General features: G+C 61.9%; 19 protein-coding genes. 12 read left to right on the top strand and 7 right to left on the bottom strand.

Features of this window, described 5'->3' with window-relative positions; translation table 11 throughout:
• Window positions 1–27: 27 nt before the first annotated feature.
• The 6 genes from GQX66_RS14695 to GQX66_RS14720 form a co-directional block, all read right to left on the bottom strand.
• Window positions 28–909 (bottom strand): symmetrical bis(5'-nucleosyl)-tetraphosphatase, encoded by an 882-nt coding sequence (locus tag GQX66_RS14695; protein ID WP_102718001.1) that lies wholly within the window; start codon window positions 907–909, stop codon window positions 28–30.
• Complete coding sequence (gene apaG / locus GQX66_RS14700) at window positions 909–1,289, bottom strand: Co2+/Mg2+ efflux protein ApaG (protein WP_064380341.1); 381 nt, start codon at window positions 1,287–1,289, stop codon at window positions 909–911. Before apaG ends, GQX66_RS14695 begins: the two co-directional genes overlap by 1 nt.
• A gap of 116 nt (window positions 1,290–1,405) precedes the next feature.
• Window positions 1,406–2,224 (bottom strand): 16S rRNA (adenine(1518)-N(6)/adenine(1519)-N(6))-dimethyltransferase RsmA, encoded by an 819-nt coding sequence (rsmA, locus tag GQX66_RS14705; RefSeq protein WP_085746589.1) that lies wholly within the window; start codon window positions 2,222–2,224, stop codon window positions 1,406–1,408.
• Entirely contained in the window at window positions 2,221–3,210 is a 990-nt protein-coding gene (gene pdxA / locus GQX66_RS14710) for a 4-hydroxythreonine-4-phosphate dehydrogenase PdxA (protein ID WP_102718000.1), read from the bottom strand. The genes rsmA and pdxA overlap by 4 nt, the downstream gene beginning before the upstream one ends.
• Entirely contained in the window at window positions 3,207–4,523 is a 1,317-nt protein-coding gene (surA, locus tag GQX66_RS14715) for a peptidylprolyl isomerase SurA (protein ID WP_139832903.1), read from the bottom strand. Before surA ends, pdxA begins: the two co-directional genes overlap by 4 nt.
• A complete protein-coding gene (locus tag GQX66_RS14720; protein ID WP_236188424.1) occupies window positions 4,504–7,302 on the bottom strand; it encodes an LPS-assembly protein LptD in 2,799 nt (932 codons plus the stop codon). The genes surA and GQX66_RS14720 overlap by 20 nt, the downstream gene beginning before the upstream one ends.
• Window positions 7,303–7,432: 130 nt before the next feature.
• Between GQX66_RS14720 and GQX66_RS14725 the strand changes: the two genes are divergently transcribed.
• The 3 genes from GQX66_RS14725 to GQX66_RS14735 are packed head-to-tail and all read left to right on the top strand — an operon-like array spanning window position 7,433 to window position 9,889.
• A complete protein-coding gene (locus GQX66_RS14725; RefSeq protein WP_085746586.1) occupies window positions 7,433–8,452 on the top strand; it encodes a phosphotransferase in 1,020 nt (339 codons plus the stop codon).
• Window positions 8,449–9,120: an N-acetylmuramate alpha-1-phosphate uridylyltransferase MurU gene (murU, locus tag GQX66_RS14730; RefSeq protein ID WP_240869841.1), complete on the top strand. Its 672-nt coding sequence runs from the start codon at window positions 8,449–8,451 to the stop codon at window positions 9,118–9,120. The genes GQX66_RS14725 and murU overlap by 4 nt, the downstream gene beginning before the upstream one ends.
• 1 nt (window position 9,121) lies before the next feature.
• Complete coding sequence (locus tag GQX66_RS14735) at window positions 9,122–9,889, top strand: TerB family tellurite resistance protein (RefSeq protein WP_134022025.1); 768 nt, start codon at window positions 9,122–9,124, stop codon at window positions 9,887–9,889.
• 62 nt (window positions 9,890–9,951) lie between these two features.
• On the opposite strand, the gene GQX66_RS14740 is transcribed toward GQX66_RS14735, so the two are convergent.
• Entirely contained in the window at window positions 9,952–10,941 is a 990-nt protein-coding gene (locus tag GQX66_RS14740; RefSeq protein ID WP_085746583.1) for an alpha/beta hydrolase family protein, read from the bottom strand.
• Window positions 10,942–11,014: 73 nt separating this feature from the next.
• Between GQX66_RS14740 and GQX66_RS14745 the strand changes: the two genes are divergently transcribed.
• The 9 genes from GQX66_RS14745 (at window position 11,015) to GQX66_RS14785 (ending at window position 21,739) form a co-directional block, all read left to right on the top strand.
• Window positions 11,015–13,414: a transporter substrate-binding domain-containing protein gene (locus GQX66_RS14745; RefSeq protein ID WP_240869842.1), complete on the top strand. Its 2,400-nt coding sequence runs from the start codon at window positions 11,015–11,017 to the stop codon at window positions 13,412–13,414.
• Window positions 13,415–14,044 carry a response regulator transcription factor gene (locus tag GQX66_RS14750; protein WP_011336200.1) on the top strand — a complete coding sequence of 210 codons (630 nt, stop codon included), beginning with the start codon at window positions 13,415–13,417 and terminating at the stop codon, window positions 14,042–14,044.
• 218 nt (window positions 14,045–14,262) lie between these two features.
• Entirely contained in the window at window positions 14,263–15,387 is a 1,125-nt protein-coding gene (locus GQX66_RS14755; protein WP_007959931.1) for an ABC transporter ATP-binding protein, read from the top strand.
• A gap of 48 nt (window positions 15,388–15,435) precedes the next feature.
• Window positions 15,436–16,479, top strand: coding sequence for an ABC transporter substrate-binding protein (locus GQX66_RS14760; RefSeq protein ID WP_007959933.1), 1,044 nt, complete (start codon window positions 15,436–15,438; stop codon window positions 16,477–16,479).
• A gap of 141 nt (window positions 16,480–16,620) precedes the next feature.
• Window positions 16,621–17,868, top strand: a complete 1,248-nt coding sequence (locus tag GQX66_RS14765; protein ID WP_007959935.1) for an ABC transporter permease — start codon at window positions 16,621–16,623, stop codon at window positions 17,866–17,868.
• 12 nt (window positions 17,869–17,880) lie between these two features.
• Entirely contained in the window at window positions 17,881–18,705 is an 825-nt protein-coding gene (locus GQX66_RS14770) for an ABC transporter permease (RefSeq protein WP_103385421.1), read from the top strand.
• 281 nt (window positions 18,706–18,986) lie between these two features.
• The gene (locus GQX66_RS14775) at window positions 18,987–20,135 is read left to right on the top strand and encodes an iron-containing alcohol dehydrogenase (protein WP_085746580.1); all 1,149 of its coding nucleotides are present in this window, start codon (window positions 18,987–18,989) and stop codon (window positions 20,133–20,135) included.
• Window positions 20,136–20,249: 114 nt separating this feature from the next.
• Entirely contained in the window at window positions 20,250–20,924 is a 675-nt protein-coding gene (rpe, locus tag GQX66_RS14780; RefSeq protein WP_007918813.1) for a ribulose-phosphate 3-epimerase, read from the top strand.
• Entirely contained in the window at window positions 20,921–21,739 is an 819-nt protein-coding gene (locus tag GQX66_RS14785) for a phosphoglycolate phosphatase (RefSeq protein WP_129972171.1), read from the top strand. The genes rpe and GQX66_RS14785 overlap by 4 nt, the downstream gene beginning before the upstream one ends.
• The last annotated feature ends 66 nt before the right edge of the window (window positions 21,740–21,805 follow it).

Here is a 21,805-nt window from a genome sequence, read left to right on the forward strand (position 1 = left end):
CTCCTGTGGCTCGGCTGAAAACGCAGTCTAGCGCGGGGCGCTGACGGGAGAAGATTCGGTGATCAGTGGCGCGACGCTGGGCAGTACGGCCCCATGCTCGTCGCATTTGCATGACAGGCGTTCGCCGCTGTCGACGTTCATCAGGGTCAGGCTGCCGCCCCATACGCAACCGGTGTCGAGGGCCGAGATGCCGGGCTCGTGAACGTTGCCCTCCAGTGCCGCCCAGTGACCGAAAATGATCCGCAGACCACGGGTCTTGCGTTCCTTGTGCTGGAACCAGGGCTTGTAGCCCGGCGGCGCGGTGTCGAGGCCTTCCTTGCTCTTGAGGTCGAGCTTGCCTTCGGCGGTGCAGAAACGCATGCGGGTGAAGTAATTGGTGATGACTCGCAGGCGTGTCACGCCTTTGAGGTCGCTGTCCCATTTCGCCGGCTCGTTACCGTACATGCCGTCGAGAAAGGGTGGAAGCAGGTTGTCGTCACGCAGCGCGGTCTCGACTTCTTCAGCGTACTTGAGCGCCTTGCGCAGCGACCATTGCGGCGGGATACCCGCGTGCACCATGGCCACTTCGCGTTGTTCGTCGTAGTGCATGAGTTTCTGCTGGCGCAACCATTCCATCAGTTCGGCGCAGTCCGGCGCTTCAAGGATTTCACGCAGCGTGTCGGACTTCTTCATGCGCTCGATGTTCTTCGCCGCTGCCAGCAAGTGCAGGTCGTGATTACCGAGTACGCAGACCAGCGAGTCGCGCATGCCATAAAGGAAGCGCAGGGTTTCCAGCGATTGGGGGCCTCGGTTGACCAGATCACCCACCAGCCACAGGCGATCCAGAGCCGGGTCGAACGCCACCTGCTTGAGCAGGCATTTGAGCGGTTCGAGGCAGCCTTGCAGGTCGCCGACGGCATAGGTCGCCATCAGTGCAGGGCTCCGGGAACGGCGAGGCGGAAGGGCTTGATGATCGCATCGAAATGCTTGCCGTCGTCGGCGACCATTTCGTAAGTGCCCTGCATGGTACCGACCTTGGTGGTCATCACCGTGCCACTGCTGTAGGTGTGGCTTTTACCGGCGCCGATCAACGGTTGCTGGCCGACCACGCCGGCGCCGCGCACTTCTTCGACATGCCCGTCGCCATCGGTGATCACCCAGTGGCGCGACATCAGGCGGGCCGGTTGCTCGCCATTGTTCTGCACGGTGATGGTGTAGGCGAAGGCAAAGCGCTCGTGCTCGGGTTGCGATTGGTCTGCCAGATAGTGGGTAACGACACTGACATCGACCTGGTAGCGAGGATCGGACATGCAAAAGGCCTTAAAAACGAAGCGGGACGCGGGGCGTAGCTGATTGGGATTCAGTCTAGGCAAGTATCGGGCAGTAGACCAGAGTTGGCGTCCCGCCCGATAGCGATCATTGCCGGTCAGTCGGCTTCAGGCGCCTTTGCCGGCTGTTCGGCGAGCTTGTCGGCCAGGCGCACGAACGCGGCCAGATCGAGTTGCTCCGGTCGCAGGCTGCCATCGACGCCGGCGGCTTCGATTTCGGCGTTGCTCAGCAACTGCTTGAGGGTGTTGCGCAGGGTCTTGCGACGCTGGTTGAAGGCTTCACGCACCACCCGCTCGAGCAGGCGATGATCCTTGGCCGGATGCGGCAGTACGGCGTGCGGTACCAGGCGGACGATCGCCGAGTCGACTTTCGGCGGCGGATTGAATGCGCCCGGGCCGACGTTGAACAGATGCTCGACCCGGCAATGGTACTGAACCATGATCGACAGACGGCCCCAGTCACCGCCACCCGGACCTGCGGCCAGACGCTCGACCACTTCCTTCTGCAGCATGAAGTGCATGTCGCGGATGATGCCGGCGTTGTTCAGCAGGTGGAAAATCAGCGGCGTGGAGATGTTGTACGGCAGGTTGCCGACCACGCGCAGGCTGTTCGGCGCAGCGTTCAGGCTGTTGAAGTCGAACTTCAGCGCATCGCCCTGATGCAGGTTGAAATTGCTCTTGTTGGCAAACTGCTGGTTGAGGATCGGGATCAGGTCCTTGTCCAGCTCCACCACGTCCAGCTGTGCGCCGGAGTTGAGGATGCCGGCAGTCAATGCGCCCTGGCCCGGGCCGATTTCCAGCATGCGGTCGCCGGCCTTGGCGCTGATGGAGCGCAGGATGCGGTCGATGACGCCGGCATCGTGCAGGAAGTTCTGGCCAAAGCGTTTGCGCGCCTTGTGTTGGTATTGCTCGGTCATAAACGGGTCTCGGCCATCTGGTAGGCGGTTTCCAGGGCGACTTTCAGGCTGCCGGTGTCGATCTTGCCGCTGCCGGCCAGATCCAGGGCGGTGCCATGGTCGACCGACGTGCGGATGATCGGCAGGCCCAGGGTCACGTTGACTGCAGCGCCGAAGCCTTTGTACTTCAGCACGGGCAGGCCCTGGTCGTGGTACATCGCCAGCACTGCATCGCAGTGCTCCAGATATTTGGGGGTAAACAGAGTGTCGGCAGGCAGCGGGCCACGAAGGTCCATGCCCTCGCCGCGCAGGCGCTCCAATGTGGGTTCGATGATGTCGATTTCTTCATGGCCCAGGTGTCCGCCTTCACCGGCGTGCGGGTTGAGCCCGCAGACCAGGATACGCGGTTGGGCGATGCCGAATTTTTGTTGCAGATCGGTGTGCAGAATCCGCGTGACCCGCTCCAGCCGCTCGGGCGTGATCGCATCGGCGATGTCGCGCAAGGGCAGGTGAGTGGTGACCAGCGCCACGCGCAAACCGCGGGTCGCGAGCATCATTACCACTTGGGCGGTGTGGGTCAGGTCGGCGAGAAATTCGGTGTGGCCGGAAAACGCGATGCCCGATTCGTTGATCACGCCTTTGTGCACCGGGGCGGTGATCATTCCGGCGAAGTCGCCGTTCAGGCAGCCGTTGCCGGCGCGGGTCAGGGTTTCGAGGACGAATGCGGCGTTGGCCTTGTCCAGTTGCCCGGCGACCACGGGGGCGCTGAGCGGGGTGTCCCAGACGTACAGGCTGTTGGCGGGCGCCGGTGCGTCCGGCCAGTGGTCAGGCGCCACTTCCAGCAAGCTGACGGCCAGCCCCAGCTGCGCGGCCCGCTCTTGGAGCAGGTCGCGGCTGGTGATGGCAATCAGGGGATGTGGCTGGGCTTGCGAGGCGAGCAGCAGGCACAGGTCGGGACCGATGCCGGCCGGTTCGCCGGGTGTCAGCGCGAAACGCTTGGGTTTCACTGCGCTGCCTGGTCTGCACCAGGGAGTTTGATCTCTACGTACGCTTCGTCACGGATCTGACGCAGCCAGGTTTGCAGCTCTTCGTCGTATTTGCGGTTACGCAGTACGGTCATCGCTTGCTGCTCACGGGCCTGTTCGGTGCTATCGGTGGCGCGACGGCCAAGGACTTCCAGAACGTGCCAGCCGTACTGGGTCTGGAACGGCTTGGACAGCTGACCCTGCGGGGACTTGGCCATCACGGCGCGGAATTCCGGTACCAGTGCGTTCGGGTCGATCCAGTTCAGGTCGCCGCCGTTGAGGGCAGAACCCGGGTCTTCCGAATACTTCTTGGCCAGTTCGGCGAAATCTTCACCGGCTTCGATGCGGTTGTAGAGCGATTGGGCCAGCTCCTTGGTCTTGGCTTCGTCGCGAACCGGACTTGGCTTGACCAGAATATGGCGCACATGCACTTCGTCGCGCATCTGGCTTTCGCCACCACGTTTTTCCAGCAGCTTCAGGATGATGAAACCACCCGGAGTGCGTGCCGGTTGAGTGATTTCGCCAGTCGCCATGCGGCTCAGTTCACGGTCGAACGGCGGTGGCAGTTGAGCGGCTTTACGCCAGCCCATATCGCCGCCTTCCAGCGCGTTGTCACTGGCAGAGTTGGCTACGGCCATCTGGCCGAAGTCGGCGCCTTGCTTGAGCTGCTGGTAAACCTCCATCGCCTTGCGAGCGGCACTCTGAATCGCTTCGGAGTTGGCGCTTTCCGGGGTCGGGATCAGGATGTTGGCCAGATGCAGCTCTTCGGACAGTTGCATCTTGCCCAGGTCGGAGGCAAGGAAGTTCTTCACCTCCTGTTCCGAGACCTGGATGCGTTCGGCCACACGGCGCTGGCGTACACGGCTGATGATCATTTCGCGGCGGATCTGCTCGCGAGCGTCTTCATAGGAGAGGCCGTCACGGGACAGGGCAATGCGGAACTGCTCCGGGGTCATGTTGTTGCGCTGGGCAATGGTGCCCACAGCCTGGTTCAGTTCCTCATCGGTGATGCGGATACCGGAACGCTCGCCGATCTGCAGTTGCAGGTTTTCGACGATCAGGCGCTCGAGCACCTGTTGGTCCAGCACGCCCGGAGGTGGTAAACCGCCGCCACGCTTGGCGATGGTTTGCTGAACTTCGTGGACGCGTTGATCCAGCTGGCTCTGCATGACTACGTCGTTGTCGACGATGGCCACCACTTTATCGATGGACTGCACCGCGGCGTTGGCCGCGGTACCCAGGAACAGCGCGCCCAGCATCAGCGGGCGCAGACAATCAGAAAGCTTGGTCTTCACGTTGACGATAACCTTGGATGCCTTTGTCGAGGAAGCTCTCTACCTTGGCGCCGGTGAGGCCGCCGAGTCCCTTCAGAACAATTTGGAGGAAGACGCCGTGGTCGCCTTTTTCGTTTTGCGGAGCTTCCTGACTGAATTCGTCGTAGGAAACCCAGTAACGGTTGATCAGGCGCAGTTTCCAGCAGCAGTTGTCGTACTCGAAACCACCGAAGGCTTCCAGTGTACGGTTGCGGTTGTAGTCGTACTGCCAGCGGCTGATGGCGCTCCATTGTGGAACGATTGGCCAGATGACCGAGAAGTCATGCTGCTGGATCTTGTAGTAGTCCTTCACGTAGCCAGGTTGACCCGGTGTGCCGTAGTCACCGCCGCCCACCGACCACTTGCCGGTGTTCTGGTCGTAACGAACCTGGTCGTTGCGATAGCGATAGCCGACGTTGACCACCTTGTTCGGGTTGTCTTCAGGCTGGTAGTGGAACATCGCGCTGCCGGAACGCGGGCTGTGGCTGTCCGGATCCCAGTTGTAGTCGGCAGTGGTGCGCCAGTCGCGGTTCCAGCGGTATTCGTATTCCAGTGCATAAGGCGAAACACTGGACTTGGCGTCGTCGCGATCGTTGAACGCGATACCCGGAAGTTGAACCTTGCGATCCTTGAAGTACAGCGCCTGGCCGACACTGATGCGTTGACGTTCGAAGCCGTCGTCTTCGATCCAGCGACTGGTCACGCCCAGCGACAGCTTGTTCTCGTCGCCGACACGGTCGGAGCCGGAGAAGCGGTTGTCACGGAACAGCGACGCGTAGTTGAAGGTGTACTCGCTGGTGTCGAATACCGGAATGTCTTCCTGGTCCACCTCGGGTACATAGAGGTAGAACAAGCGCGGTTCCAGGGTCTGACGATAGTTCTTGCCAAAGAAGGATGTGTTGCGGTCGAAGTACAGGCCACCGTCAATGCTGGCGATAGGTACGCCGCGGTTCTGGTTGCTGTCGAACTTGCCGAACAGTTTCTGGTTCTCCGGCGACAACGCGGCGATATCCGACTTGCCTTTGCTGTCCAGATCCAGTTGATACTGCGTGTACTGGTACTTCAACGATGGTTTCAGGAAACCATAGGTCCAGTTCATTGGCAGGCTGACGCCTGGTTTCAGATTCAGACGGTCGCCATTGGCGCGAGCGAGGCCGAACACGTTGTTGTCGAGGCGAGGCTCGGTTGTGCCGTCTTCGTTCGTGAAATCGCCATTTTTCAGATCGCGATCGAAACGAACGATCTCGGTCTCGTAATCGAAATCCAGTCCTTCCGGATGATACGGCAGCTGGCCATTGAAGGTGATTTGCGGCAGGCGGTCATACGGTGTGATGTTCGATACGGTTGCCAGCTGATACGCCTGGGCATTCAAACGGGCGGTGTAGCTGTCGCCACGATAGGTGACCGAGCCCTGCTGGTTCACGTAGTCGGCACTTTTCACGCCGATCTGGTCGGTCTGCAGATCCTGGAAGTAATAAGGATCGCTGATCTTGGTGTAGTCCACCTGGGTGAGCACGCGGGAGTCGAGACCACCCTTGTGCTGCCAGTTGTACATGTAGCGAGTCTTGTCGTAGTCGGTCTGGCCCTTGCGCTCGTCGTCCTCGTCGTTGAGATACGCTGCGCCGAACTGACCTTCGCTCGACTTGGTCAGGTAACGGAATTCGCCTTCCATCAACATGCCGCGCTTGCTCATATAGCGCGGATACAACGTGGCATCGTAGTTCGGTGCCAGGTTGAAGTAGTACGGGGTCACCAGCATGAAGCCGGTGTCGCTGCCGGTGCCGATGGTCGGCGGCAGGAAACCCGACTGACGACGGTCGTCGATCGGAAAGTAGATGTACGGCGTGTACAGGACAGGAATGTCCTTGACCCGCAACGTCACGTTGGTCGCGGTACCGAAGCCGGTAGCAGGGTTCAGGGTGATGTTGTTGCCCTTGAGCTGCCAGGCGTTGCTGTTCGGTTCGCACGTGGTGTATGTGCCGTCCTTCAGACGGATGATCGCGTTTTCGGCACGCTTGGCGTACAGCGCGTTACCGCGGATGCGCGACTTGTGCATGACGTATTCGGCGTTGTCGACCTTGGCTTCACCGGTGTCCAGCTGCACATCGGCGTGGTCGCCGACGATCAGTGCACCGTTGTCGCGAATGCGCACGTTGCCCGCCAGTTCGCCACGGCTTTCGGCCTGATACAGGTTGGCCTCGTCGGCTTCGACCTGCATGCTGCCCTGACGCATGACCACGTCACCGGCGAGACTCGCGACCTGCGAATCCTGCTGGTAACGCGACGCTTTGGCACCGATGAAGGTCGGGGCGTCACTTTTATTCGTCTTGTCATTCATGCCAGGACGAATCGGTTCGATATAGGAACCAGAGCAGTAAGGACCGGTCTCGGCCAGCTGGGCGGCGGTGAGCTTCTCGCGCGGAACCCAGTCGAGGTGACTGTAGTCTTCGCTACGGGATTTCAGGCCACGGCCCTTGGACTCGGTAACCAGTACCGGCTTGGGCCCGGACTCCGCAGTGGAGCCGCTCTCGGCCGGGGCTTCGCCAGCGGCGCTGACGGCACTGCCGTCGTGCACGGGACGCGGCGGCAAGGCAGCGGCCGGCGTCTTCGGCGAGCAGGCCCAGCCTCCCGTTGCCGAGACGGCGCAGTCATACTGCTCGGCGGCAACAACGAATGAACTGGCCAGAGGTTGCATAGCCAGCAGACTGCCGGTTACCAACAACGGAAATTTTTTACGAAACGCGGGGGATTTCAATGCCATCTTATTAGTCCGGGCTTCCTGCGTGCCATCTGCCCGCGGTGTGGGCCGCACGCCTCTCGATGGTCTGAAAAAGATGCTGGATAATAAAGCATGACCCGCTTGACGGCTAGCGCCGTCGGAGACCCTTGCAATGCCTGATCAAGATGTACGCTTGCAACACCTGAAAGTTTGGCTCGATGAACAGTTGGCAACCCTTTTTGCAGATCAGGGCTGGGGAGCCGTACCCCCGGCCACGTTGACCGCGGCCAGCAGCGACGCGAGTTTTCGTCGGTATTTCCGTTGGGAAGGCGCGGGTCGCAGCTTCGTCGTGATGGACGCGCCGCCACCTCAGGAAAACTGCAAACCGTTCGTGGATATCGCCTTTTTGCTCGCGAAATCCGGCATCAACGTGCCGAAAATTTATGCAGAAGACCTCGAACGCGGGTTTCTTTTGCTCAATGACCTGGGCAACAAGACCTATCTGGACGTGATCGACAGCGAAAATGCCGACGCGTTATTCAGCGATGCCCTGCAAGCACTGCTGGCTTTTCAGCAGCTGCCGATGGTGGCGCCGCTGCCGAGCTATGACGTCGCGTTGTTGCGCCGCGAGCTGGAACTGTTTCCCGAGTGGTACGTGAAACGCGAGCTGGGCGTCGAGTTCGATGCAACCCAACAGCAGCAGTGGCAAAAGGTCAGCGATCTGCTGATCGACAGTGCCCTGGCCCAACCGAAGGTCTTGGTGCACCGCGACTACATGCCACGCAACCTGATGCTCAGCGAGCCAAATCCCGGCGTGCTGGATTTCCAGGACGCCGTGTACGGCCCGGTGACCTACGACGTGACTTGCCTGTTCAAGGACGCCTTCCTCAGCTGGCCTGAAGAGCGTGTGCGCGGCTGGCTGGAAAGCTACTGGCAGCAGGCGTCGGCGCTTAACATCCCGGTGCAGCCGGACTTCGAAGAGTTCCTGCGCGCCAGCGACCTGATGGGCGTGCAGCGCCACCTGAAAGTCATCGGCATCTTCGCCCGCATCTGCCATCGCGATGGCAAGCCGCGTTACCTCGGCGATGTGCCGCGTTTCTTCTCTTATATAGAAGCGGTCATCGCTCGCCGTCCCGAGCTGGCGGATCTGCAGGCACTGCTCGCCAGCCTGCGTGGTGGAGTGACGGCATGAAGGCAATGATTCTGGCGGCCGGCAAAGGCGAGCGCATGCGCCCGCTGACCCTGACCACCCCCAAACCGCTGGTGCGCGCCGGTGGCGTGCCGCTGATTGAATATCACCTGCGTGCCCTGGCCGCAGCCGGTTTCAATGAGATCGTGATCAACCATGCCTGGCTCGGACAGCAGATCGAAGATCATCTGGGCGATGGTTCGCAGTTCGGCGTGTCGATCCAGTACTCGCCGGAGGGCGAGCCACTGGAAACCGGCGGCGGCATTTTCCGCGCCTTGCCACTGTTGGGCGACGACGCGTTTCTGGTGGTCAACGGCGATATCTGGACCGATTACGACTTCAGCGTGCTGCATCAGCCGATCACCGGGCTGGCGCATCTGGTGCTGGCGGACAACCCGGCCCATCACCCGACAGGCGACTTCACCCTGACCGACGCCCAGGTGCGTGATGGCCAGGCCGACGCGGCGACCCTGACCTACAGCGGCATCGCCGTGCTGCACCCGCAGTTGTTCGATGGCTGCAGCGACGGTGCCTTCAAACTGGCGCCGCTGCTGCGTAAAGCCATGGCGGACGGGCAGGTGACCGGCGAGCGACTGAAAGGTCACTGGGTCGATGTCGGCACGCACGAGCGTCTGGCCGAAGCTGAAGCCTTGATAGAAGCGAGTCGCTGATATGTTGTGGCCAGGGACTCTGATTGGAGCCGGAGCGGGTTTTGCTATCGCCAGCATTCCGGGGGCCATGCTTGGTGCTTTGTTGGGGCAGGCGCTGGATCGGCGCCTGCATTTGCAGAGCTGGGGGCATTTGCGGGAAAAACTCGGCGGTCGGCCGATGCTGCGCAACGACGAGCTGTTGTTCGTGTTGCTCGGGCGTCTGGCCAAGAGCGACGGGCGGGTCACGGACGGTCACATCCAGCAGGCGCGTCACGAGATGCGCGCGCTGGAAATGAGCGAGCCGGCGCAGCGCCGGGCGATTGCCGCGTTCAATCGCGGCAAGTCAGGCAACGACAATCTGCGCGGTTATCTGCGTCGGTTGAGTACTCAGCCTCATGCGGCCGAAGGTGTGTTGCGGGCCTGTTGGCGAATGGTCTGGGCCGATGGCCGGGCCGGTGTCAGCGAGCGGGAATTGCTGGCGCAGTGGGGCAAGTGGCTAGGCTGGACGACGCACCAGATCCAGGCGTTGGCGGCGGACTACGAGCCGCACAAGCGTCCGATCGTCAGCGCGGCGGTGAGCTATCAGGAGGCGATGCGCCTGCTCGGCGTATCGGCCACCAGTGAACCGGCGCAGATCAAGCGTGCCTATCGGCGTCTGCTCAGCCGACATCACCCGGACAAGGTGGCCGGTACGGGCGCCACGCCGGCGCAGGTGCGCGAGGCCACCGAGAGGACCCGCGAATTGCACAATGCCTACACGTTGATTCGCGAACGGCGGGATTTTCGCTAGGCATAAAAAAATCGCAGCGTTGGGCTGCGATTTTTTTGTCTGCGTTTTTACAGTCCGGATTTTTAGTCCGGGCTCTGCGGATTCAACCAGCCCCGCACCCGGCGGAACAATTGCTCCTGCTCGGCCTTGTTGTCCGGCAGGGCCTTGAGTGCGACCTGACTGAAAGAGGACGTCTTCAGCCGCTTGCTCGCCTGCATGCGCTCCAGTGCCGAGTTGCGGTCCGGCGCCTTATCCATGTAGAAAATGTCGGCTGTCGGCAGTTTCAGGGTCGGTGTCAGTTCCACCAGTTCCGGTTTGGCCTTGGCCGGGGTCTGCGCGGCCACCAGCAGCAGCTTCTCGACCTGCGAGCTCTGTCGCTCGCTCACGTAACGCGCCGCCCAGTAGGCGCCGGTACCATGACCGAGCACGACGATGCTGCGCGCGCTTTGTTGTTCGGCGTAGGCCAGTGCCGCGTCGATGCGGGCGAAGATTCGCTCGGCGTCGGCCTTGGACTGTTCTTCGGTGGATTCAGCCACGACTTTGTCGGCCACATCGGCTTCGCCGCCGGCGGCTTGTTCGATCGGCTCGGCGGTGGTCGAATCCTTGCTGCCCGGGTCGGCGGTTTTCGGTGCGGCGGGGGCTTCAGCCACGCGCGGTGCGATGGCATCGCTTTGCAGATCGGGCAGGGTGATACTCAGGCTGCTCCACTCGACGTCCGGCAACTTGCGGCGCAACGGGCCGATCGCCTGGGGCCAGTCAGCGGTTTCGCCGGCACCGGGAACGAGGATCACCGCGCCCTTGGGTTCGGCGGTGTTGGCCGGTTTCCACAGGGCGAGGAAGGTGTCGCTGCCGGCTTGCAGTTGCTGTTGTTCCTGGGCCGGAACCTTGCGTTCGAGTGCCGCGGCTTCTTCCTGACTACGCTCAAGCAGTGGCTGGCGTTCGACCGGTTTTTCTTCGGCGGCTTTTTCTGCGGCGGGGGCAGGTGCCGGATCCGCGGCTTCGACGGAAAACGCACAAGGCAGGATCAGCGACAGGCACAATGCTGGCATTGCCAGGCGATAGACAGGGGGCATCGGTTATTCCAGGCCAGAAGTTATCCCGGCAGCCTAATGGGTTGGTCAGAATTTGTCAGTGTATGAGACTTCAATGATGCGTTTTTGCTGCCTGTGGGTTATCGGCTGTCTGGCGTTTCCCTTGATGGGCTGGGCGGCGCCTGCGCCACCGAGCCACCTCGCGCGGTTGTCGGCGAGCGAACAACAGTGGCTCGCGCAGCACAATGAATTGCGCGTGGGCCTGGTGTTGCAGGCGCCGTACGCGCAATACGACCGGCGCTTGCAGCGGCTGTCAGGGGCCAACGTCGAAGTGATGAAGGCATTGGCCAGGGCGCTGAATGTCGAGCTGAGCTGGCGCAATTTTCAGGATCTGGCCCAACTCGAGGCCGCTGCCCGGGACGGCGAAATCGACATCGCCCCAGGGCTGACCCAGACCCCGAGCGGGCTGCGTCTTTGGCAGTTTTCCGACCCGTACATGCGCGTGCCGCAACTGGTGGTCAGCGACCAGAAGAGCAGTGCGACCGTGGAGCTGGAAAAACTCGACAGCCAGACCCGCGTCGCCGTGCGCATGCCCGGCGTCACCGCCGATTACCTGCGCGGCAACTATCCCCACCTGAATCTGCAAGGCGTACCGATGGAGCGTCAGGCGCTGCAACTGTTGCTGAGTCAGCAGGCGTCCTACGCGGTGGTCGATGAGGCGCAGCTCGGCCGGTTGTCGGTGGAACCGGAGTTTGCCGGGCTGGTGGTGGTCGGTGATATCGGTCTGCCGCAACTGCTGCGCATCGGCACCCGCCGCGACTGGCCGGAACTGGCCGGAATCGTTGAAAGCGCCCTGCGCGCAATCCCGGCCAAGAATCTGGAACGCCTGCATGCGCAATGGCTGCAACCCAAGTATCCACGGCTTTCCGAGTCGCCGGGCTTCTGGCAGAACCTGAGTCTGTTGTTCGCAGTGTTGCTGCTCAGCTGCGTGGCCATCGTGTTCTGGCAACGCCGCCAGCAACGCAGTCTTGAACAACGTTTGTTCGACGCGCGTGAAGACATCGCCCTGCGTGCCGCCAGCGAAGAAGCCCTGCGCCTGACCCAGTTTTCCATCGATCAGAGCACCGTCGGCATTCTCTGGGTCAACTGGGACAGCCATGTGCGCTACGCCAACCGTGCGGCAGAAAACATGCTCGGTTATCCACAGGGCGCCATCATTGATCGGCCGTTGATCGACTTCGAACCGGGCCTGCACATGGACCGCTGGCTCAACCTGTGGAAACGCGCCCGGGCCAGCGAAGAAGGGCCGCTTAGTTTTGAAACCAACTGTGTGCGGGCCGATGGCAGTGTGCTGCCGGCGGACGTGTCGCTGAGTTTCCTGCGTTTTCGTGATGGCGAATACCTGGTGGTTTATCTCACCGATGTCACCGAGCGCCGTCGTGCCCTGGCTGCGTTGCAGGAAAGCGAGGCGCGGCTGCAAGGCATCGCGGCCAATGTGCCGGGGCTGGTGTTCCGTCTCGAGCGCGCACCGGTCACCGGGCAGATCGACTTTGCCTACATCAGCGAGGGCAGCGAAAGTCTGGTCGGCTACGCGCCGGCCGCCATCGCCCATCGCGACATGGGCCTGCGCAGCCTGGTGCATCCGGATGACCGGGCCGCTTATCACCAGACCCAGGATCAAGCGCTGGACACCGACAGCGACTGGTCGTGGCAGGGCCGGATCCTCACGCGCCAGGGCGAGCAACGCTGGGCCGAAATCAAGGCGATCACCCGTCAGCTGGAAGGCGGTTCATATGTCTGGGACGGCATTGTCTGGGACATCACCGAAAGCAAACGCATCGAACTGGAGCTGGCGGCCTCCCGCGAGCAACTGCGCGAATTGTCGGCGCACCTGGAAAGCGTGCGGGAAGAGGAAAAGGCGCGCATCGCCCGCGAGGTTCACGATGAGCTGGGGCAGATGCTGACGGTGCTGAAACTGGAGACATCGATGTGCGAACTGGCCTACGCGCAACTCGACCCCGGTCTGAACGAACGGCTCAACAGCATGAAACGCCTGATCGCCCAGTTGTTCCAGCTGGTGCGCGATGTGGCGACGGCGTTGCGCCCGCCGATTCTCGATGCCGGGATCGCCTCGGCGATCGAGTGGCAGGCGCGGCGGTTCGAGGCGCGCACGCAAATTCCGTGTCTGGTGCAGGTGCCGGACAACCTTGCGCCGCTCAGCGACGCCAAGGCCATCGGCCTGTTCCGCATTCTTCAGGAGGCGCTGACCAACGTCATGCGCCATGCCCAGGCGCATACTGTTGAACTGACGCTGGCGCAGGAAGGCGACGAATTGTGTCTGACGGTCAGCGATGATGGCGTAGGATTTGTCGCCGCTGCCGGCAGGCCGACATCCTTTGGACTGGTGGGCATGCGCGAGCGGGTGTTGATCATGGGCGGGCAGCTGTCACTCGACAGCGAGCCGGGCGAGGGCACCACGCTGAGCGTGCGGGTGCCACTGGATGAGGAGAAGTAAGTGATCCGTGTACTGGTAGCCGAAGACCACACCATCGTTCGCGAAGGCATCAAGCAATTGATCGGCCTGGCCAAGGATCTGCAAGTGGTGGGGGAGGCGAGCAATGGCGAGCAGTTGCTCGAAACCTTGCGCAACGTGCCCTGCGAAGTGGTGCTGCTGGATATCTCGATGCCCGGCGTCAACGGGCTCGAAGCGATTCCAAGGATCCGCGCGCTGAACCATCCGCCGGCGATTCTGGTGCTGTCGATGCACGACGAAGCGCAGATGGCCGCCCGGGCGCTGAAGATCGGCGCCGCCGGGTATGCGACCAAGGACAGTGATCCGGCGCTGCTGCTGACGGCGATCCGCAAGGTCGCGGCCGGCGGGCGCTACATCGATCCGGAGCTGGCCGACCGCATGGTCTTCGAAGTCGGCCTGACCGATGCGCGGCCACTGCACTCGCTGCTGTCGGAGCGCGAGTTCTCGGTGTTCGAACGCCTGGCCCAGGGCGCCAACGTCAACGATATCGCCCAGCAACTGGCCCTGAGCAGCAAGACCATCAGCACCCACAAGGCGCGGCTGATGCAGAAGCTCAACATCACTTCGCTCGCCGAGCTGGTGAAGTACGCGATGGAACACAAGCTGCTCTGAGCGACATATCCAATAGCGACAAGCGCTTTTGCCGGTTCTGACGGCTTGAGCCCCGACCCATGCGTCGGGTTTGCCAAAACGCGCCATCCTTGTAGGGCAATCCCTACCCCCGGCCTTCCATCCGGCTGAGGCGATTCTCTCCTGCGCCCCGATTTGCGTGACTGCAAGCAGCCACTAGGCTTAATCCCACAGCAGTCATCAATAACAAAGGTGTGGGTATGAGCCAGGTCGAATCAAACGCAGGGGCCAGCGATGTGCTGGTCAGCTTTCGTGGAGTGCAGAAGAGCTACGACGGCGAGAACCTGATCGTCAAAGACCTCAACCTGGACATTCGCAAGGGCGAATTCCTCACCTTGCTCGGGCCGTCCGGCTCGGGCAAAACCACCAGCCTGATGATGCTCGCCGGTTTCGAAACGCCGACCGCCGGTGAAATCCTCCTGGCCGGGCGGGCGATCAACAACGTGCCGCCGCACAAGCGCGACATCGGCATGGTGTTCCAGAACTACGCGTTGTTCCCGCACATGACTGTCGCTGAAAACCTCGCGTTCCCGCTGACCGTGCGCGGCCTGAACAAGAGCGATGTCAGCGACAAGGTCAAGAAAGTCCTGAGCATGGTCCAGCTCGACGCGTTCGCATCGCGTTACCCGGCGCAACTGTCCGGCGGTCAGCAACAGCGTGTGGCACTGGCTCGCGCGCTGGTGTTCGAACCACAACTGGTGCTGATGGACGAACCCCTCGGCGCTCTCGACAAACAATTGCGCGAACACATGCAGATGGAAATCAAACACCTGCACCAGCGCCTTGGCGTAACCGTGGTCTACGTGACCCACGACCAAGGCGAAGCCCTGACCATGTCCGACCGCGTTGCCGTATTCCACCAGGGCGAGATCCAGCAGATCGCCCCGCCACGCACCCTCTACGAAGAACCGAAAAACACCTTCGTCGCCAACTTCATCGGCGAAAACAACCGCCTCAACGGTCGCCTGCTCAGCCAGAACGGCGAGCGTTGTGTGGTCGAGCTGGGGCGTGGGGAAAAGGTCGAGGCGCTGGCGGTCAACATCGGCCAGACCGGCGAGCCGGTCACTCTGTCGATCCGTCCGGAGCGCGTCAGCCTCAACGGTTCGAGTGACCAATGCGTCAACCGCTTCTCCGGGCGGGTGGCCGAATTCATCTATCTGGGCGACCACGTCCGGGTGCGCCTGGAAGTCTGCGGCAAGACCGACTTCTTCGTGAAACAACCGATTGCCGAGCTCGATCCTGCGCTCGCAGTCGGCGACGTGGTTCCGCTTGGCTGGCAGGTCGAGCACGTTCGCGCGCTCGATCCTCTTCTAGAGGCGCACTGAAACGCCCCGCAATACCAACACCAACCCTGCACGTGGAGAGAACAATAAATGTTGAGATCCCTGAAGTTCACAGCCCTGACCCTGGGCCTGATGGGTGCGGCAAGCGCAATGGCCGCTGGGCCGGATCTGACCGTGGTGTCGTTTGGCGGGGCGAACAAGGCGGCGCAAGTCAAAGCCTTCTACGCACCGTGGGAAGCGGCGGGCAACGGCAAGATCGTCGCCGGCGAGTACAACGGTGAGATGGCCAAGGTCAAAGCCATGGTCGACACCAAGAGCGTGTCCTGGGATCTGGTAGAGGTTGAATCGCCGGAGCTGTCCCGTGGCTGCGACGAAGACATGTTCGAGCAACTGGATCCTGCGCTGTTCGGCAAGTCCGAAGACTACGTCAAAGGCGCGATCCAGCCGTGCGGCGTGGGCTTCTTCGTGTGGTCGACCGTGCTGGCCTACAACGCCGACAAGCTGAAAACCGCACCGACCAGCTGGGCGGATTTCTGGGACACCAAGAAATTCCCGGGCAAGCGCGGCCTGCGCAAAGGCGCCAAGTACACCCTCGAATTCGCACTGATGGCCGACGGCGTTGCGCCGAAAGACGTCTACAAGGAACTGGCCAGCAAGGGCGGTCAGGATCGTGCGTTCAAGAAACTCGACGAGCTGAAACCGAACATTCAATGGTGGGAAGCCGGCGCCCAGCCGCCGCAATACCTCGCTTCCGGTGACGTGGTCATGAGCTCGGCCTACAACGGTCGTATTGCTGCGGTGCAGAAAGAATCCAACCTGAAAGTGGTGTGGAACGGCGGCATCTACGACTTCGACGCATGGGCCATTCCGAAAGGCCTGGACGCCAAGCGTGCGGAAGCGGCGAAGAAGTTCATCGCGTTCTCGGTGCAGCCGCAACAGCAGAAGACCTACTCGGAAAACATCGCCTACGGCCCGGCCAACTCCCAGGCAGTGCCATTGCTGGACAAGGCAATCCTGAAAGACATGCCGACCACCCCGGAAAACATCGCCAACCAGGTGCAGATCGACGTCAGCTTCTGGGCTGACAACGGCGAGCAACTGGAGCAGCGCTTCAATTCCTGGGCTGCGAAGTAACCAGAGGGCTCGCCCTCCTGTGGGAGCGAGCCTGCCCGCGATTGCGGTGTGTCAGTCGGCATCAATGTTGAATCCGAAGGCGCTATCGCGAGCAGGCTCGCTCCCACATTCTCGATTGATCAAAGATTTGCGGAGTACGTCATGGCCATCGCCGTTCCCCTGAACGAGGGCAACAGCCCCACCTTGAAGCAGCGGCTCAAGCACGCCGAGCGGGTCAACCGCTGGAAGGCCCAGGCGCTGATCGCGCCGCTGGTGCTGTTTCTGTTGCTGGTGTTCCTGGTGCCGATCGTGGCGCTGCTCTATAAAAGTGTCGGCAACCCGGAAGTGGTCGGCGGCATGCCGCGCACCGTGACCGCGATTGCTGCGTGGGACGGCCGAGGACTGCCCGCAGAACCGGTCTACAAAGCCGCCAGCGAAGACCTCGCCGAAGCGCGCAAAAACCAGACCCTGGGCGATCTGTCCAAACGCCTGAACATGGAGTTGGCCGGCTATCGCAGCCTGCTGACCAAAACCGCCCGCTCGCTGCCATTCGCCAGCGAACCGGCCTCTTATAAAGAAGCGCTGGAGGGCCTCGACGAGCGTTGGGGCGATCCGGCCTACTGGCAAGCGGTGAAGCGCAACACCAGCAGCATCACCCCGTTCTATCTGTTGGCGGCGGTGGATCACCGCATCGACGACCTCGGCGAAATTGCCCCGGCCACCCCGGATCAGGCGATCTACCTCGACATCTTCGCCCGGACTTTCTGGATGGGCCTGATCATCACCGTGATCTGCCTGGTGCTGGCCTATCCGCTGGCGTACCTGCTGGCCAACCTGCCGTCGCGTCAGAGCAACCTGCTGATGATTCTGGTGCTGCTGCCGTTCTGGACGTCGATTCTGGTGCGTGTCGCCGCGTGGATCGTGTTGCTGCAATCCGGTGGTTTGATCAACAGCGCGCTGATGGCGATGGGCATCATCGATAAACCGCTGGAGCTGGTGTTCAACCGCACCGGGGTCTACATCTCGATGGTGCACATCCTGCTGCCGTTCATGATCCTGCCGATCTACAGCGTGATGAAAGGCATCTCGCCGACCTACATGCGCGCTGCGATTTCCCTCGGCTGCCATCCGTTCGCCAGTTTCTGGCGGGTGTACTTCCCGCAGACCTATGCCGGTGTCGGCGCCGGTTGCCTGTTGGTGTTCATCCTCGCCATCGGCTACTACATCACCCCGGCACTGCTGGGCAGCCCGAACGATCAGATGGTCAGCTACTTCGTCGCGTTCTACACCAACACCAGCATCAACTGGGGCATGGCCACTGCACTCGGCGGCTTGTTGCTGCTGGCGACCGTGGTGCTTTATCTGATCTACAGCTGGCTGGTGGGCGCCAGTCGCCTGCGCCTGAGCTAAGGGGAATTTGAAATGCTGAGTCCTTATATGTCGCCCGTCGAGCGGGTGTGGTTCTACAGCTTGCGGATCCTCTGCGGCTTGATCCTGTTGTTTCTGATCCTGCCGGTGCTGGTGATCGTGCCGCTGTCGTTCAACTCGGGCAGTTTTCTGGTGTACCCGCTGCAAGGCTTTTCGCTGCACTGGTACCAGGACTTCTTCGCCTCGGCGGAATGGATGCGCGCGTTGAAGAACAGCATCATCGTCGCCCCGGCCGCGACCGTGCTGGCGATGGTGTTCGGCACGCTGGCGGCCATCGGCCTGACCCGTGGCGACTTCCCCGGCAAGCCGCTGGTGATGGCGCTGGTGATTTCACCGATGGTGGTGCCGGTGGTGATCATCGGCGTGGCCAGTTACCTGTTCTTCGCGCCGCTGGGGCTGGGCAACAGTTTCTTTTCGCTGATCGTGGTGCACGCGGTGTTGGGTGTACCGTTCGTGATCATCACGGTGTCGGCGACGTTGCAGGGATTCAACCATAACTTGGTGCGGGCGGCGGCCAGCCTGGGCGCCTCGCCACTGACTACGTTCCGTCGGGTGACCTTGCCGTTGATTGCGCCGGGGGTGATTTCCGGGGCGCTGTTTGCCTTTGCGACATCGTTCGATGAAGTGGTGGTGACGTTGTTCCTTGCAGGTCCCGAGCAGGCGACGTTGCCTCGGCAGATGTTCAGCGGGATTCGCGAGAACCTGAGTCCGACGATTGCGGCGGCTGCAACGCTACTGATTGCCTTCTCGGTGATTCTGCTGCTGACGCTGGAGTGGTTGCGTGGGCGGAGTGAGAAGCTGCGTACTGCCCAAGTTTAGTATCAGGCTCAAGAGCCACCCCTCACCCCAACCCTCTCCCCAGAGGGGAGAGGGGGAAAGGGAGCCGATCTCTATGCTTTTCAAAATTTGAGTTCAACTCGGTAATTCAGGTCAATGGATGGCGAAAGTTCACCACGGTCAGTCCCCTCTCCCTCCGGGAGAGGGTTAGGGTGAGGGCGCTCTTGTTCCTGCTTCAGTCATTCACACCCTGAATACCAGACAACCCGAATTCCCCAGCTACGCTTGTGCTCAGCTCCCACATCTATAAGAGGCTGCGCACGATGAGTCTTTCCTCGTTCAAGATCGCTCACAAACTGATCACCGGCGCCGGGGCCATCGAGCAACTGGCGGCCGAGCTCACCCGACTGGATATCGACAACCCGCTGATCGTTACCGATGCCGCGCTGGTCAAGTCCGGCACGGTAGAGCTGGCGCTGGCGCAGATCGGCGAGCGTGAATATGAAATCTTCGACCGCGTGTTGCCCGATCCGGAAATCGCCATCGTCGAGGATTGCATGCGTGTCTACCGCGAAGGCGGGCATGACGGGCTGATCGGCCTCGGTGGCGGCAGTGCCATCGACATCGCCAAGAGCGTCGCGGCTTACGCCGGTTATCACGGTGCACTGGAGGATCTGTTCGGCGTCGATCAGGTCCCGCGCAAAGGCCCGCCGCTGATCGCCATCCCGACCACGGCCGGCACCGGTTCCGAAGTGACCAACGTCGCCATCCTCTCGGACAAGGTCGCCCAACTGAAGAAAGGCATCGTCAGCGATTACCTGTTGCCGGACGTGGCGCTGGTCAGTCCGCAGATGACCCTGACCTGCCCGCGCAGTGTCACCGCCGCCAGTGGCGTCGATGCGCTGGTGCATGCCATCGAGTCCTACCTGTCGCTGAATGCCTCGCCGATCACCGATTCACTGGCCATCGGCGCGATCAAGTTGATCGCCCGATCCTTGCCCAAGGCCTACGCCAATCCGTCCAACCTGCAAGCCCGGGAGGATATGGCCACCGCCAGCCTGATGGCCGGCATGGCGTTCGGCAATGCCGGGGTCGGCGCGGTGCATGCGCTGGCGTATCCGCTGGGCGGGCGCTTCAACATTGCTCACGGCGTCAGTAATGCGTTGCTGCTGCCGTATGTCATGACCTGGAACAAGATGGCCTGCGTCGAACGGATGCAGGATATTGCCGAAGCCATGGGGGTGAAGACCGCTCATCTGAGTCTCAATGAAGCGGCCGATAGCGCCGTCGCGGCGATGACCGAACTGTGCGCAGTGGTGGAAATTCCGCTGGGCTTGCGCAGTTTCGGGGTGCCCGAAGAGGCGATCCCGGCCATGGCCGTAGAGGCCGCAGGCATCGAGCGCCTGATGCGCAACAACCCGCGCAAGCTCAGCGCCGCCGACATCGAGAAGATCTACCGGGCGGCCTACTGAGAAACTGCCGGCCGCCGGTCATGGCACAACCCAATCATCGCGGTCACGGTGCGCGCGCGGAAACTTGAGGTATACAATGCGCGCCATCGTGATTTAGCTCAGAAAAGGTGCGTCATGCAGCCCTTCGTTATTGCTCCGTCGATTCTCTCCGCCGACTTCGCCCGCCTGGGCGAGGAAGTGGACAACGTTCTGGCCGCCGGTGCCGACTTCGTCCACTTCGATGTCATGGACAACCACTACGTACCGAACCTGACCATCGGCCCGATGGTCTGCGCCGCACTGCGCAAGTACGGCGTGACCGCGCCGATCGACGCGCACCTGATGGTCAGCCCGGTGGATCGCATTGTCGGCGACTTCATCGAGGCCGGTGCCACCTACATCACCTTCCACCCGGAAGCCACGCTGCACGTCGATCGTTCGCTGCAACTGATCCGTGAAGGCGGCTGCAAATCCGGCCTGGTGTTCAACCCGGCGACCCCGCTGGACGTGCTCAAGTACGTGATCGACAAAGTCGACATGGTCTTGCTGATGAGCGTCAACCCGGGCTTCGGCGGGCAGAAGTTCATCCCCGGCACCCTCGACAAGCTGCGCGAAGCGCGGGCGATCATCGATGCTTCGGGCCGTGACATCCGCCTGGAAATCGACGGCGGCGTCAACGTCAACAACATCCGTGAAATCGCTGCCGCCGGCGCCGACACCTTTGTGGCCGGCTCGGCGATCTTCAACGCGCCGAACTATCAGGAAGTCATCGACAAGATGCGTTCCGAACTGGCGCTGGCTCGCCCATGAGCGGTTTTGAGCAGCTGTTCCCGGGGCAACTGCCGCGGTTGGTGATGTTCGATCTGGATGGCACGCTGATCGATTCGGTACCCGACCTGGCGGCGGCGGTGGATAACATGCTGCTCACCCTCGGGCGCAAGCCTGCCGGTATCGAGTCGGTTCGCGAGTGGGTCGGCAACGGTGCGCCGGTGCTGGTGCGCCGCGCCTTGGCCGGCGGCATCGATCATTCTTCCGTGGATGACGTCGAAGCCGAGCACGCGCTGGAAGTTTTCATGGAGGCCTACGGCGCCAGCCATGAGCTGACCGTGGTCTATCCCGGCGTGCGCGACACCCTCAAATGGCTGCACAAGCAGGGCGTGGCCATGGCGCTGATCACCAACAAGCCGGAGCGCTTCGTTGCGCCGCTGCTGGATCAGATGAAGATCGGCCGCTACTTCAAGTGGATCATCGGCGGCGACACCCTGCCGCAGAAGAAGCCCGATCCGGCGGCGCTGTTCTTCGTCATGAAGATGTCCGGTATCCCGGCCTCGCAATCGCTGTTCGTCGGCGATTCGCGCAGCGACGTGCTGGCGGCGAAAGCGGCGGGGGTCAAATGCGTAGGGCTGAGTTATGGCTACAACCATGGCCGGCCGATTGCCGAGGAATCCCCGGCGCTGGTGATCGACGATCTGCGCAAGCTAATTCCCGGTTGCCTGGATACGGCCGCTGAGATAACGTTGCCCGACGCTTCTCAATCCCCTTCTGGAAACGCCATCGTGGTGGTCACCCGCAAACTCTGGATGAAAGTCATCAAGGCCCTGGCCCGCTGGCGTTGGCGCGCCTGACTTGTTCCTGGCCGGCCTGCCGGCGCGTTTGCACACCTGACTGATTTGCCCCTCACACCACGAGGC

The sequence above is a fragment of the Pseudomonas sp. B707 genome, from assembly GCF_022496685.1.
In the GTDB taxonomy this organism is placed as follows: domain Bacteria; phylum Pseudomonadota; class Gammaproteobacteria; order Pseudomonadales; family Pseudomonadaceae; genus Aquipseudomonas; species Aquipseudomonas paraglycinae.